This is a genomic window from Natronospirillum operosum (genome assembly GCF_004768465.1).
In the GTDB taxonomy this organism is placed as follows: domain Bacteria; phylum Pseudomonadota; class Gammaproteobacteria; order Pseudomonadales; family Natronospirillaceae; genus Natronospirillum; species Natronospirillum operosum.
The window spans coordinates 190,372-204,670 of the sequence record NZ_SRMF01000005.1; the positions used below are offsets into that span (position 1 = coordinate 190,372).

General features: G+C 53.4%; 12 protein-coding genes, 1 tRNA gene and 1 pseudogene. 9 read left to right on the forward strand and 5 right to left on the reverse strand.

The window, feature by feature from the left end:
• Positions 1-7 precede the first annotated feature (7 nt).
• On the reverse strand, positions 8-1,321 hold the full coding sequence (locus E4656_RS13465) for a DUF5623 domain-containing protein (RefSeq protein ID WP_135483810.1): 1,314 nt from the start codon (positions 1,319-1,321) through the stop codon (positions 8-10).
• A gap of 405 nt (positions 1,322-1,726) precedes the next feature.
• On the opposite strand from E4656_RS13465, the gene E4656_RS13470 reads away from it, so the two are divergent.
• From E4656_RS13470 to E4656_RS13505, 8 genes are all read left to right on the forward strand, one after another.
• On the forward strand, positions 1,727-3,265 hold the full coding sequence (locus tag E4656_RS13470; RefSeq protein ID WP_240753990.1) for an LA2681 family HEPN domain-containing protein: 1,539 nt from the start codon (positions 1,727-1,729) through the stop codon (positions 3,263-3,265).
• 580 nt (positions 3,266-3,845) lie between these two features.
• Positions 3,846-5,726: a Qat anti-phage system ATPase QatA gene (gene qatA, locus E4656_RS13475; protein WP_135483812.1), complete on the forward strand. Its 1,881-nt coding sequence runs from the start codon at positions 3,846-3,848 to the stop codon at positions 5,724-5,726.
• Between the two features lie 227 nt (positions 5,727-5,953).
• Entirely contained in the window at positions 5,954-6,595 is a 642-nt protein-coding gene (qatB, locus tag E4656_RS20700; protein WP_338090039.1) for a Qat anti-phage system associated protein QatB, read from the forward strand.
• Positions 6,592-7,962 carry a Qat anti-phage system QueC-like protein QatC gene (gene qatC / locus E4656_RS13485; RefSeq protein ID WP_135483814.1) on the forward strand — a complete coding sequence of 457 codons (1,371 nt, stop codon included), beginning with the start codon at positions 6,592-6,594 and terminating at the stop codon, positions 7,960-7,962. Before qatB ends, qatC begins: the two co-directional genes overlap by 4 nt.
• 2 nt (positions 7,963-7,964) lie before the next feature.
• The gene (qatD, locus tag E4656_RS13490) at positions 7,965-8,714 is read left to right on the forward strand and encodes a Qat anti-phage system TatD family nuclease QatD (RefSeq protein ID WP_135483815.1); all 750 of its coding nucleotides are present in this window, start codon (positions 7,965-7,967) and stop codon (positions 8,712-8,714) included.
• Positions 8,715-8,996: 282 nt separating this feature from the next.
• The gene (locus E4656_RS13495; RefSeq protein WP_135483816.1) at positions 8,997-9,965 is read left to right on the forward strand and encodes a DUF6685 family protein; all 969 of its coding nucleotides are present in this window, start codon (positions 8,997-8,999) and stop codon (positions 9,963-9,965) included.
• Between the two features lie 175 nt (positions 9,966-10,140).
• Positions 10,141-10,551 (forward strand): antitoxin Xre/MbcA/ParS toxin-binding domain-containing protein, encoded by a 411-nt coding sequence (locus E4656_RS13500; protein WP_135483817.1) that lies wholly within the window; start codon positions 10,141-10,143, stop codon positions 10,549-10,551.
• Positions 10,552-10,698: 147 nt separating this feature from the next.
• A complete protein-coding gene (locus E4656_RS13505) occupies positions 10,699-10,884 on the forward strand; it encodes a hypothetical protein (RefSeq protein WP_135483818.1) in 186 nt (61 codons plus the stop codon).
• A gap of 22 nt (positions 10,885-10,906) precedes the next feature.
• Here E4656_RS13505 and tnpC read toward each other — a convergent pair.
• The 3 genes and pseudogenes from tnpC to E4656_RS13520 all read right to left on the reverse strand — a co-directional run bounded on the left by tnpC (position 10,907) and on the right by E4656_RS13520 (position 13,183).
• Positions 10,907-12,448, reverse strand: a pseudogene (gene tnpC / locus E4656_RS20530) (IS66 family transposase).
• Between the two features lie 25 nt (positions 12,449-12,473).
• A complete protein-coding gene (gene tnpB, locus E4656_RS13515) occupies positions 12,474-12,830 on the reverse strand; it encodes an IS66 family insertion sequence element accessory protein TnpB (RefSeq protein ID WP_135483819.1) in 357 nt (118 codons plus the stop codon).
• Positions 12,827-13,183 (reverse strand): hypothetical protein, encoded by a 357-nt coding sequence (locus tag E4656_RS13520; RefSeq protein WP_135483820.1) that lies wholly within the window; start codon positions 13,181-13,183, stop codon positions 12,827-12,829. The genes tnpB and E4656_RS13520 overlap by 4 nt, the downstream gene beginning before the upstream one ends.
• Before the next feature lie 58 nt (positions 13,184-13,241).
• Between E4656_RS13520 and E4656_RS13525 the strand changes: the two genes are divergently transcribed.
• On the forward strand, positions 13,242-13,616 hold the full coding sequence (locus E4656_RS13525) for a hypothetical protein (protein ID WP_135483821.1): 375 nt from the start codon (positions 13,242-13,244) through the stop codon (positions 13,614-13,616).
• Positions 13,617-13,968: 352 nt separating this feature from the next.
• Here the strand turns inward: E4656_RS13525 and E4656_RS13530 are convergent.
• Positions 13,969-14,045, reverse strand: a tRNA-Ile gene (locus E4656_RS13530).
• Between the last annotated feature and the right edge of the window lie 254 nt (positions 14,046-14,299).

A 14,299-nucleotide genomic window follows, 5' to 3' on the forward strand; every position in this document is an offset into this window, starting at 1 on the left:
CGAGTCCTCAGTTCCAATCTCGCAACGACTTGACCGCAGCATCAACTTTTTTCAGCAGTGAGCGCAGCGGTGGACAGTCGGGATGGTGCTCCTTCAAGAGCTCCGTTGCGTGCGCCAAACTCTGCACATGACGCTCACGGTCGGCTTCGGGAAGCGCCCTCGAAAACGTTGAGCCGGACTCATGGTAGTACAAATCGAAGAACTGCTCATTTGGAAGTTCGTCATGGTTGTACTCAAGCTGCGCCCAGTCGTCGAGTTCACTGCGAATCGCATTGACGCGATTGTATACACCCTTACGGTGATAGGTGTCCTTTAGCACCGACTTTAGTAGACGGCCGACTTGCGCGTGGGCTTCAATCGGCATCCTGCCCTTCGGGCGGCGCTGGGGACCGACGAAGGCCTGAACATAGCCCAACGAATTTCGCTGACCATCTTGCTTACGAGGACTCTTCGGCTTGTCTTTTTCAGCAGCGGCCTTGGCAATGGTGCCAGGACTCACGAAGAACGGTTGCATCGGTGCGGATTCTCCATCCCACGCGGATTCGACAATCGGCGAGGGCAGATTGTCCAGTGCAGCCGCGATAGGATCCAGAGGTATGCCATTCGTCTTGTCCGAGATCAGGTAAAGACGGGAACCAATATCGGGCGCGTACATGCCCGCCCACTCAGTCTTTACGATGGCGAAGCCATGCTCGTACGCCCAGATCTCGCGCTCCTGCGCCCTGTCTTCAACGGCCTTCTCATACGGCTCGTCAGCAAAAAGATAGCGCTTTGTATGACGGTCGTACCAAATGCTGTAGTGATCCTGTCCAGGGACTGCATTGCTCGACCGTCCGCCTGGAAAGGGCCTGCTTCGACTTTTGGAAGGACGTAACTTTGTTGCATCCATAAAATACATTACGCGAGCGGCAGCACAGACTGACCTCCGTGCTGCCGACTTTGAACTTTGCAGATGCTCGCGCACTAGGTGGTCCGGTCCTTCTGTGCGAAAGCTCGCCAGTGTAATGTGATTCTGCAGCTGGGTTGGAGTAATGAGATCATTCCAAGGATCAGACAGCCAGATAGTCAGCGTCTCGCGCCCGACACCACCGTTGCGATCTTTCCAGTAGGCAGTCAGAAAGATACATTGACCAAGAGGGGAACGCTCTACATTGGGAGAGGAGCGCAGCACATTGCGAGCATGACGGAAGTTATGGAATCCTGATGCCTGCGCTGCGGCATCCAAAGCTTTCGTGTACTGCAAACCTCGTTTGGTCTTAAGCGATTTGGCGAGGCGTTTGAGGCCTTCAACTGTGGACGGCTGAATAGTTTGACTAGACATGACAAGTTCTCCCGGTTCGAGGCGAAACGTCACCCGTCTGCCGCTTCTCGAACCTGAACATGGCATGTACAGGAAGAGAGGGTATTTCACGGGCAGTGCTGTCAACAGCTTTGCTATGACGGGTGGCAGGCTCCTGCCCGGAACCTTTCTGACATTATTTCACAAAGACGGTAGCCTTGGCGAGATCGAATTAGCATAGTAGTTTCGCCACACTCGGCACGCATTAGTATATTGGTTTGCAGTATTTGCATAGGGAGCCTCGCAAGACAAAGCGATTCGGAACAGACACCAAGAGTAAGGGAGCCCGGGAACCAGACTTGGGCGTCATTCAATAACGAAAAGCTAGGATGCTGGATGCCCCAACCTACTAGGTGGTAGATAACTGAGGAATTCTTTGTGTCATCAATGTTGGACAGATTTAATGAGCTCTCCTCTCACCTGAACGCCTTGCTGAACCAAAACCCAGCTGCGGCAGTCAAACAGGCTCGCGAGATCAATCTCAACACAAATGAACGATACAACCTGATGGCACTGCGCGCCGCCACCTTGGTAGATGGCGGCGCGTTAACTCAACAGCAGGATGCTGTGGAAGAGGGAGTTGCGCTGTTTCGTGAGCTTCACGCCAAATTCCCAAATGCTCACATTATATACAACCTCGCCAACGGACTGGTTGCCACGACTGGACACCCACCCCGAAACGCAAATTGGTTAAGCCATCAAGAAGAAACCAGGAAGCCTCGTGCAGAAGCACGAAGACACTTCTGGAAAGTCGCTCAGGATGCGGATGCCGATTCAGCACTGCGAACACAAGCTTGGACGAACCTCGCCAACCAGTTTAGCAACAGCTATCGCCTAGGAGAGGCTCAAGATGGATGGTTAGCTGCTCTAGAAATTGATCCAGAGAACGGAGTTGCTGCAAGTTCCGCAGCCCGCAACCTACTTTGGCTTTATGAGTTCGGTGAATGCTCAGAACTTACGCGCATCGAGGCGATGATGCTAGCCAAGATTGCGAATCGGCATAGAGATCGAATCATTCAATATGCTGGCGCACAGGCTGCAGACCAGATCGCAGCGTTCGCATGCGAATTGGGGGATCCGCCACCGCGATCTGCACATCAGGATCCGTTTATAAGTTGGGTCGAGCGTGAACGACTAACCCTCGCGCCAGTCGTAGAGCTCGTTGATCCAGCCTTGGGAAAACTGGACTGGCTGATGCTTCCAGGGGTACTGGAAAAAGAGTCAGGAGCGTCAGGGAGACCCCCTCCTGTGTTTGCCATGTTCAATATGCTAAAGGGCGACTTTATTCTAGCTCGTGACTTGTTGTGGCGTGCTAACGATGACAGCGCATGGCCCAGGACGGGGCGATTTGGAGACACACTTGATTATGCTTCATATGGTCCAGATTCATCCGCGCTCATCTTGGCGCACCGGACGGCTCTCGACCTGCTCGACAAGATCGGTGTTGTTGCAAATCACTACTTCGAGTTAGAACTGCAACCAGACAAGGTCTACTTTGGAAGAATGTGGAGAGGAGAGCTCAACAAAACGACTGGAGTACGCAAACTAAATGATAAAGTGGTGCAGGCGATTACCGAAGGCGCCAGAGCCCTATACGGCCTTGTGGAGCTAGCTGAGGACTATGAGAATAGCACTGGAATTCTGCGTTCTCAGAAGGACCTTCGGAATGCGGGAACGCACCGATTTGTGGTGCTGCATGATTTCGGGGACCCAGAACAAACCAGACAGACACCAGAAATTGAACGCCATCTGCGTGAGCCGTTTATTCGGGAGACATTGCGCGCTTTGCGTGTTGCCCGATCGGCTATCCAAATGCTTGCGCTTTCAATTTCCCAGCGCGAAAAAGTCATGCTTCAACGGACTGCCGGCCATGCTGGATCTATTGTCCTTCCCGATCATGACTGGATCCGAGGACACGATGACTGAACCTAGATTGATCCATTACATTAATATTGGATGCTCGGTTAACTGACACCTTCGTTACAACAGCGCATTGGGTTCAACCGAAAGCGCTGTGAGCAGTCAAGCAAGGGATACCCACTCCTGTGATGTGGGCGATGCAAACACTGACAGTCATAGGTGGCGCTGAGTTCAATTGATAGCTGGGGCTCTGTTGTCAACGAAATGAGTTGTATTCTCCCCGTGACAGGACTCCGCGCCGGCGCTTGAGATGTCAGTCCGCATTCGAATCCATCGAAGAGTCCTGCCCCGAACTGAAACCGCTCGACACAACAATAGCTCGTTCTAGATTCGCTATGGCAGGTCAATCATGGTTGACAGATCTTAGATTTTTCCTAATGCTGAGCTTATATTCCAGCTCAAGGGATGGACGCTGAATGCCCATGACAAGTCGCTGTTCTTCCTGCCTATTTACCTTAGCAATGGTAGTACCCGCTGCGATAACAGGGTGTGCGGAGGTCACTAGGAAAATCCTATGCCATTGGGGTGCGGGTAGCCTTACGGACACAGCACTTATCTTCGCCAATGTCGAGTTGAGGCTCAACTGATGATCGTAGCCGACAATGAGACAGCGGTCGACCTCCTGTATTACGAGGCGATCGCAAAGACCGTAGTCCGGCTGGTTAGCCAGAAGTCAGAAGAACCTCTTAGCGTCGGCGTGCATGGTGACTGGGGTGCTGGTAAATCCAGCATCCTCATGATGGTGGAGGAGACGTTTAGCAACCAGGAACGTGTACTCTGCGTGCGGTTTAACGGTTGGCTATTCCAAGGTTTCGAGGATGCTAAGACGGTCCTGATTGAAACGATCGTAAAGGAACTGCGCGGCAAGCGCCCCAATTCACAGAAGGTGGCTGAGCAGGCAAAAAAGGTATTGAGACGGGTCGACTGGATGAAAGTTACACGGAGAGCCGGAGCGTATGGCTTGACGCTAGCGACAGGAATCCCGCACCCGGAGACGATAAAGGAACTGGGCTCAGCAGCACGAGACTTCGTTGGCAAGTCCGCAGAGGAAGTATCGTCGGAGGCCGTCGCTGCCCTCGTCAAGGGTTCCGGCGAATTTCTGCGCGAAGTCTCAGTGGACAATGCTCCTGAGCAGATGCAAGCATTTCGGGCCGAATTCGCTGAACTCTTGACGAACGCAGAAATTGATCACTTAGTTGTCCTTGTCGATGACCTCGATAGGTGTCTACCTGACACTGCAATTGATACATTGGAAGCGATCAGGCTCTTCCTTTTCGTCCCGCGAGCGTCCTTTGTTATCGCAGCTGACGAAGGGATGATCGAATATGCTGTACGGCAACATTTTCCGGACCTGCCCGTGGCCACAGGACCGGCTACCTATGCCCGAAACTACCTAGAGAAACTTATCCAGGTGCCCTTCAGGCTGCCCTCGCTTGGATATGCCGAGACGCGGATCTATGTGACTCTGCTCTTGGTGCTGAACGACTATGGCGAAAGGTCAGACGAATTCCAGAAGCTAACCGAACTGGCGCGCGAGTTATTGCGGCGCCCATGGAAGGGTCCAGGTATAGACCGGAAGGCGGTCGAGAAGCTCTTAGGCGGTGTCCCTGTCGAGGTAGAGCGGGCGATGGAGTTAGCTGGCCGAATTGCGCCGATTCTGGCTGACGGCGCACGAGGCAACCCAAGGCAGATAAAGCGCTTCATCAATACGATGATGCTACGCTTGGCCATCGCAGAAGAGCGCGGCTTCCGAGATGAGCTGAACATCACGGTACTAGCCAAGGTTATGCTTGCAGAGCGCTTTGCCCCGGAACTCTACGACGCAATGGCACGCGGCTCAGCGAACACTGGTAAGTCGAAGGATCTGGCAGCGCTTGAAGCAGTGGTTTCTGCACAGCCAGACGAGGATTCTCTTCCCGATTGGCCGAACCTGGAATGGGCAAAGCAATGGGCCTCCATCGATCCGCCTCTTGCGGAGCACGATCTAAGACCGTACGTCTTCGTAACCCGGGATCGGCGAAGCGTGTTCGGCGCGATTACATCTCTTGGAGAGCTAGACGAGCTAGTTGAGAAGCTTCAGGGCTCGCCTCTGCAGGTAAAGCAAGCTGCGGCGGAAGTCACTCGCCTACGGTCCATAGAGGCCGAACAAGTCTTCGATGCCTTGCGCGCAAAGGTTCGTGACTCAGAAGACTTGACCCAAGAGCCTGCAGGCGTAAAGGGCTTAGCCGAGATTGCTAATCAGCACCCTTTCCTGAAGCGGCCGCTTCTCTCTTTCATTCAAGATCTTCCGGTCTCCAAACTCGGTCCGTGGGTAGTTAGTGGTTGGGCGTCAGTGTTTAGTGAAGCTCAAGTTAAGTCGGACTATTCGAAGACGCTAAAGGAGTGGGCCGGCCAGAATGACAACAAACAGCTTAAGGCAGCGGCGACTGCAGCAATAAAACTAATCGGCAAACGGGCACAATCCTGATGGGAACTTCAGGAACATTCGGTGGGTCAAAAAATGGGCTTGTTCCAAGCTGGGTCAATGAACCAGCATCGCCGCCAGCTACAGAACCCTCGAACGCTGAACAGGACCCCACAAATAGCAACGACGAGAATGATCGGTCGAACCAGAGTAGAGATACGCCGACGCAAACATATCCTCCAATCCCGGCTGTTCCGGCTGGTTCAGGCCTCAGCGGTGCGCGCGGGAACATGACGAGGGGGGCGCGAACATCCGATGGACGAGCGCTGCGGCGAGGTGCAAGCAAATATGTTCGTGCAAACGGCGGCGGAAGGGCAACATCAAGGCGAATGCCCAACCCCCGCGCTGTGGCCAGCGGAGTAGCCAACCTTGCACGGGTTTTCGCAAGCCAAGGACCAAAAGAAGCACTAAGGCGGTTCAACCTTGAAAGTATGGCGGGTGCTCCCGCTGAGGATGTGTTCGTAGCGTTGACGGATATGTTGTGCCCTGCGGGCGGAAGCATAGACGAGTCTCTCGCGAGAGACGCGATGCTTGAGACGGTCGCCGACCTCGCAGCCTCTGGCGTTGGCAATTTCGATCAACTCTCTGCGGACGACCTGCGCGAATTGTTTGTCGGGGTGGTCAGCCGCTCTATCGAGGGTAAAATCCTGAATGAGGTTGGAACCAACGCTATTTCGGCCCCTTCAAATATTGCCGGAGTAGAACGCGCCCAGGCTATGCTGCATGACTTTGTTGAAGGTTGTGTGCGTGACGAGTTCGACGCTCGCGGAGCCGATTTTAGTGATCTTGATGTGGAAGTTATAGGTGGCTTTGTCGACGATCTCTATAGCGCCGCACTCGATTTGGTCGAGGCTTTAGGAGACGCCGGATGAGAAGGTTTAGTTTTATTGGCCGACTCGGCCCCCACGACAATTGTAGAGTCGAGACCATACAGCCCGACGCTGATGTATACGAAATTGACTTTTTAGATGACGACCAGAACATGGGCTTCGGCATCGGTCAAGCACTGAGCCAACTGGCATCATTTGGACTGCAACCTTCCGAGAATGGTATCGATCTTGTAGTTCTCGCCGCGCTTGTCAACGCTGGCGATACAAGAGTCTCACGAAAATTGAACGCACAGGACGGTTGGACAAGGGAGATCGACCTGTACGTCCCCGTGTCTGACCCTTCAAGCTGGACCGCGAACACGAAATCAATAGAAGCGATGCTGCGCTTCCTCACTGGCGATCGGTGGCGAGTTTTCTTCCGTGACCGACCGAGCAAGACTATGACCCTCTCTATGGCTCCACAGATCTTTGCAATCGATGGGCTGACTAAAGTAAGCCTACTGTCCGGTGGTTTGGACAGTCTTGTCGGAGCAGTCGACCTTCTTAGCAGCGGTGAGCACTTCCCAATGTTAATCAGCCATTATTGGGACAGTGAGACTGCGAATGCCCAAGCCTACATCCTTGACCGATTGAAAAACCGGTTCGGCAAAGAATCCTTCAAAAGCGTACGGGTGCGGCTCGGTTTCGACAAACATCATTTAACCACCGGGGAGAAGGAAAATACGCAACGGGGTAGGTCCTTTCTATTTTACTCGCTCGCAACGCTATCCGCGTCAGCGATCAATGGACAAACCAACGTCGACATTCCTGAGAACGGCCTAATCGCGCTCAACGTACCTCTTGATCCATTACGTTTTGGAGCACTGAGCACGCGGACTGCACATCCGCATTTTATCGCGAGCATGCAAGAACTTATCGATTCTCTAGACCTTAAGGTCAGATTGAACAATCCATATCGGCACAAGACGAAAGGAGAAATGGTAGCGAACTGTGCAGACAAGACTTTCTTAGAGGGTATAGTGGCGAACTCAATGTCCTGCTCGTCACCTGCGAAGGCGCGCTACAAGAAGCTTTCCCCACGGCACTGCGGCTATTGTGTCCCGTGCTTGATCCGCAGAGCTTCATTAAAGGCTGGCCTCGATGGAGACGATGAGACGCTCTACATGGTTGAGGATCTGACAGGACATGTACTGGCCTCCGATCTGCCTGAAGGTGAACACGTCCGGTCTTTCCAACTGATGGCAAAGAGGATCAGGGCGAATCCAAGCCTGGCGAAAATCCTGATTCACAAGCCCGGACCACTTAATGGCGAGCTAGATGCCATACCAGGGTATGCCGACGTGTTTCGACGCGGTGTCCTTGAAGTCGCCGATCTCCTGAAGGGAGTTCGGGCACAGCCAGGAGCCTGAAGGTGCGGCCCGACTACGTTGATTTTCATACGCATCTTGATCTCTATCCCGATCTAGCACAAGCGATCGCGGCTTGTGAGCGAAAGCGCGTTGCAACCCTAGCGGTTACGACCACACCAAAGGCGTTTGAGAGGAACATTGAACTATCCACGGATAGCGACTTCGTTAGGGTTGGGCTTGGCCTACATCCTCAGCTCGTCGCCGATCGGCACATGGAGATCGACTTGTTCGAAAAGCTTTTACCGCGGACACGTTACGTAGGAGAAATTGGTCTGGATCGCGGCCCCGCTCACTACCGATCTTTTGATCTGCAAAAGTTGGTCTTTGGGAGGATTCTTCGAGCTTGTGCGAAGCAAGGTGATAATATCCTAAGCCTTCATAGTGTCAGGGCAACAAAGCCGGTCCTGGATATGCTAGATGAACATCTGCCACCAAATAGAGGGTGCGTTGTTTTGCATTGGTTCACCGGCAGTAAGGCAGATGTGCGTCGGGCTGTTGATCGCGGCTGCTATTTCTCAGTGAACGAGAGCATGCTTGCTTCCGCTCCTGGCGCGCGTGTAATGCGCGAAATACCAATTAACCGAGTGTTGACCGAGACGGACGGGCCATTCATCACTCGAGCTGGAAATCCAATCGACCCTGGTGATGTGGAGCGAGCCATCGAAATGATTGCCTCTTCAGTAGGCTCGTCATTCGAGGACCTTCGCACACAGATCCTCTCAAATCTCAATAGGCTTGTGCAACGCAGTTAGACGGGGTAATCCAAGCCGGCAAAAAATGGGGGGATTCCCACAGCAGTGGGCCAACAAGTTCGAAACTTCTACTTTCAATGCCTTCACGAGCAACTTGAGGGCACCACTGTGGAACAACTTATGCAGTGGATTGTGCCCAAACTCTGGTTGTGACACAGCGTGCAAGTTAGACTTGGGCATGGCGTATCAGTCCGCTGATGGTTCTGATCATGGTGGAGATCAACCAACAGGATACGCCACCTCTTCAGCCTGGTTCCATTCAACAGAAATTACCATAACTCTATGAGCCGACAACCTGCACTGGATAAACTGTTTCACACTCTCGCCCCGGATTGGGTGAGAGTTCGACATGTAGCATTGAACGAAAACCTACCAACTTTGGAAGATAGGCTGAGTTATTCAGTCAAAATGAAATCCAGGATTGCTCTGGAGGGTTTGGGGAACCTGCACCCGCCCACTGGTCGATTGAATTCTGCTCACAAAGAAGCACTAGAAGAGTTAAAAAAATGGGTTACAGAAGAGACATACGAATCTGTTATCCCACTGGACCATATTCGAGGGTGTAGTGCCTCGGAGTCATTTTCCAGCAGGTTCCTGACATCAGAGTCAACCCCAGACACAATGGTAGAGTGGGGCGAAATTGCTCTTCCATTCTTGAGGGATCTCCGAGGCCTTTCGGATTATGATGCTTTGAAGGTAGCTATGGCGCATGTCCAAGAACATCTGGGTGGGTGTGGGGTTATCGATGAATGGTCAGGTCGTTGGTGGATCCGCAACAATGGCGGAAGTCATCACTTGGCAGCAGCATGCTATCTTTCGAAGAAATTAGGATTGCACGAATCCGTTGACGGGTTGACGTGTACAAGGTACACCTTGAACCAGAGGGCATTGAGCAATGCCGAAGACTTGTGCTCGATTGCGATAATGCCGGTTCTTAGTACTAACAATTCGCAAAAAGATGTTTTTTCACGCTCTAGTTTTCTGAGCTATGATACCTTATGCCGAGAGCTTGGATTATCGGTAGCGAGCGTGACACTTGGAGCCTACGATTCGGTCGAGGGAGGACGTCGTTATCTACTACTACTCATAGACCGAAAAGCGAGTCAGGCGCAGAAGGGAGTTCGATTGCTGGAAGAAGGCCGCCAAAATCATAAAATGTGGTCGCTAGACTTTATTGCTTCTCAATACTTTAATAGGCATCCGGATTTTGTTGAGGAATCATCGGTCAGTGCCCCATACATTCCACGATAAGGATGTACAGTAGCAGTCTGACGAGGTGGCCCCCCAACTCTGCTAAGACCTTCATCACCGAGATACCTTGGCACAACGTCTCAGATAGCAATCTTGTTGGGGATTCCCGTCCAAACTGGCTATCAGCCTCGAGTAGGCTATGATGATTTTCTGACGAAAATGAACTGGCTTCCCAATGAGCGATTCAAATCTATCTGAAATAACACTTTACGAGGTAAAGAAAAGCAAGGTGGCGCGTATCCGCTTAGCGCGAAAAGGGATCACGGGTGATATGGCAAAAGAGATTGTGAACCAAGTTGATCGCGATCTCATGTGTCGGGTACTGGGAGTGGATCCCAGTACCCTAGCTCGCTATGTAAAACGTAAAAGGCTGACAACCGCAGTTTCAGAAACGATGTTGGACTTACTGACTACGGTGGAACTGGCGCAATCCATTTGGGAGGAGAGGCGAGGTGCCTTGCAGCGGATGGAAGAACCCATAGTGGCCTTAGGAAACGAATCACCTATCGACTTAATGGATACGTTTGAAGGCAGGCGATGGGTGCGTGAGATCCTACATAAGATTGAGGTTGGGGATTTTTCCTGAATGCATGCTGCCTCGCCATACTAAGCGTGGCTGCAATAGACTACCGCTGAGGCATGTACAAGAGATGGTAAGTGCTCCATTAACCACATCTAACAACCCGTGATCCGCTCGGCTACCGTTGGCAGAAAATGTTCAACGGAGATCACCATGACCGAATCCACACTGACCCACAAGCAGTCCTATTTTCTCGAGCGACTGCAGGAAGCCGAGCACTCCGGGCTCACCATTGTCCAACTGGCCGAGCAAGAGAATGTCTCGACGGCATTGCTGTACAACTATCGCCACGTGCTGCGCCGTAAAGGATATCTGGAGCCGGCACGCCGCAAATCGTAAGCGATCCACTAACCCCGTCTGATCATCTTGCTGTCGGCTCGATATTCCACGGCAGCAGCGCGTCGATTTCTGCATCCGTTTCAGCCAGTGGCAGTTGCTCAAAAACCTGTTTCAGGTAGTGATACGGCTCCAGACCATTCGCTTTGGCGGTCTCCATGATGGAGTACCAGGTCGCACTCGCTTTGGCACCGTGGGTGGTGTCCGAGAACAGCCAGTTTTTACGCCCGACCACGAACGGGCGGATGGCATTCTCGGCCCCATTGTTGTCGATCGGCAGGTGACCATTGCTCAGGTATTGCGTCAGCCCCTGCCAGCGCTCCAGAGTGTAATGGATGGCTTTGCCCAGTTGGCTTTTCGGCGTCACCGTGGACTGCTTCTTGTCCAGATTGGCTTTGAGCTTTTCCAGGATCGGAGTCGCCTTTTGTACTCGCACTGCCTGTCTCTCGGCAGCGGTGAGCCCTTTGATCTGTTTTTCGATGGCGTACAGCTTACCGATCTCGTTCAGGATGGCGGTGATCGCCGGGCTTTTCTTGCCCTTGGGCAAGGCCTTTTCGGCTTCCACGAACTTGCGCCGTGCATGCGCCCAGCATTGAGCATGTTGCAGGCCTTGCCTGGCTGCCACCTTGTCATAGCCGGCATAGCCATCGGTCATGAGGGCGCCGTCATAGTCACTCAGCAGCGACTCGGCCACCGAGCCGGCTCGACTGGGACTGTAGTGATACAGCGTCACGTCGGGACTTCGCCCCTGTTCATCCGGAGGCTATAGTCCTCTGCGCACCCACATATAGGACTGACTGCTGGCAGCTTTATCCGGTTCCTTGTTGACCTGTAATCGGGTCTCGTCGATCAGGATCACCGGTGAGGTTCTCATGGCTGCCTCGAACCGCTCGATCAGCGGCTGTACCCGCTCACTGGCCTGGATATGCCATCGAGCCAGGGTGTTGCGCGGGATGTCGATGTCGTGGCGAGCCAGGATGGCGGACTGGCGGGCCAGTGGCAGGCTGTCCTGGAACTTGCTGGTCAGGGTGTAGGCCAGCAGCCCTGCACCGGCATTGCTCTTGGGCAGGATGGCCGGTGGTTTCTCGGCCGTCTGTACGCCCTGTTCTTCACAGCAGGGACAGGCGTACTGATGACGCACATGGCGTTCGACATAGAGCTTGGCCGGGATGAACTCGAGCCGCTCGCTGGTCTCGGCATCAATGCGCTGTTTGGTTTCACCACAGGCGCAGACTTTGTCAGCTTCCGGGATGTCGTGTTCGATCACCTCACGTGGCAGGTGCTCCGGCAACGGTTTGCGGCCCGCCGGGTTCTGCTTGGTGCGGGTGTAAGTGATCTCTTCGGTTGCAGGCGCATCCTGCTGCTCGGTCTGAGCCTCCTGTTCCAACGCATCGAGCTCTTCGGCTTCGTTGAACAGATCCCCGGTCGGGTCATCGGTCTGTTTTTCCGAGCGCCGCCCGTACTGCTGAGTGGCCAACAGGCGCAGTTGCTCCTGCATCGCCAACAGGCGTTGAACCAACTGGTCTTTGGGCATGGAGGCCAGGGTCTGGGTGTCGAACAGCTTCATGGCGCCCAGACTACCAGAAGGCCCGTCAATCCGGGCTCATAACAGTTTTAAAGTGCAGTGCAGAGTGCGGCTGCAGGCGTTCGATATCGATCCCGTCCAGCAACCAGCTCAGCTGTTCGGGGCTGATCTGGCCAAGACGCCTGGGCCACTTGAAGCGCTGTTTTTCCAGGCGCTTGTACCAGAGCACGAAGCCGTTGCGCTCCCAGTACAACAGCTTCACCTTGTCACGCTGACGGTTGCAGAACACGAACAGCGCCGGCTGGAAGGGAGATAGGGTCATCTCCAGCTCCACGATGGCCGCCAGGCCATCAATGCTCTTGCGCATATCACACGGCTCGCGATACACATACACCTGTGACACCGGCCAGTTGCGGATCCTCATGCTGACAACGCAGCCAGTGCCAGAGACAGCTGATGGGCCGGAACGCTCATCCAGACCGGCTGTCCATTGGCCAACTGAGTCTTGAGCTCAATGAACGCCGCCGGGTCAGTCTGCGGTGACGAAGTCACGGCCACGGGTTCAAAACCAGAACGGGCCTTGCCCGAAGAGGACGATTTGCGGCGTGTCGGCTCCAGATATCCTTTACGGCGCAGCACGTGGCGATAGTTGTACAGCAATGCCGTCGAGACATTCTCTTGCTCGGCCAGTTGGACAATGGTGAGCCCGGAGTGCTCGGCTTCCTGCAGTCGCTCGAGAAAATAGGACTGCTTGTGGGTCAGTGTGGATTCGGTCATGGTGATCTCCGTTGAACATTTTCTGCCAACGGTAGCCGAGCGGATCACGGGTTGTTAGATGTGGTTAATGGAGCACTTACCAAGAAGCAACACTATCACTGAAAGCACAGTTCATAAGGACCTGAAAATTCCGAGAGAGAATGCGGCTGCCTTGGTGGAATTCAGAAATGCTCTAGTGCATAAAGGATGTAGTTATTTTGATGCAATCAAAATTGCATGGCATAAGATCAAATCTAATCACAAAAAGGTAAACCCTAAAATATTATCCACAGTGATCGAGGGGAAGGTGGATCCTGCGTATTTTGCACTGGCAGTTTTTGATTTGCTCTTGTCCGACTTAGCAAGGAGAAGCGGAATTCCGATAGATTGGGTGCGACGATCATCTTGTTTGAGTTTCTTGCATGCCGATGGTGGTGCCGTTGGTAGTGATTGAAGTTCTCGGTAAGATCGCCGGCTACCCCATTTAATGCCAAGCCTGAAAACGAGGTGGATTACCCATCAGCCTGCGCTTAGCCCAGTCAGACACACCTTTTTTGTTTGTGGAACACTTCTGTTGGATTGTTCCACACAAGTCGCAACACGAAACCTCAGCTCTTTGCTAGTCCCAAGATCTTGATAGTGGGCTGAAACTTAGCAATGGTGCAGGGTTTGGTTGGTTTCGGCTCATGAGGCAACTTGTAGAGCACTGAACAGGCGGACATCTTTACAAAGATTGCGACCATAAAGTGTCCGAAACGGACAAGTTATGCGCGCAACAACAGATGCGGGGGAAATCTAGAGAGGGATGGTGGGCCTTGCTGGACTTGAACCAGCGACCAATCGATTATGAGTCGACTGCTCTAACCAACTGAGCTAAAGGCCCCCTGACTGGGTGTTGGACTGCCTGGCTTGGATGTGCCCTCGCCAAGGGGCAGCATTATAGCGGAGGGTGTGCTGCTTTCAATAGCACGGTTTAGCCTGGAAGGCTTCTTTGCAGGCGGCGGCGCTTGGCTGCGCATGCGTGAGCAAGGCTCACAGCCTACAAATAAGCCACCCTGTAGGCGGCGGCGCTTGGCCGCGCATGCGTGAGCAAGGCTCACAGCCTACAAATAAGCCACCCTGTAGGCGGCGGCGCTT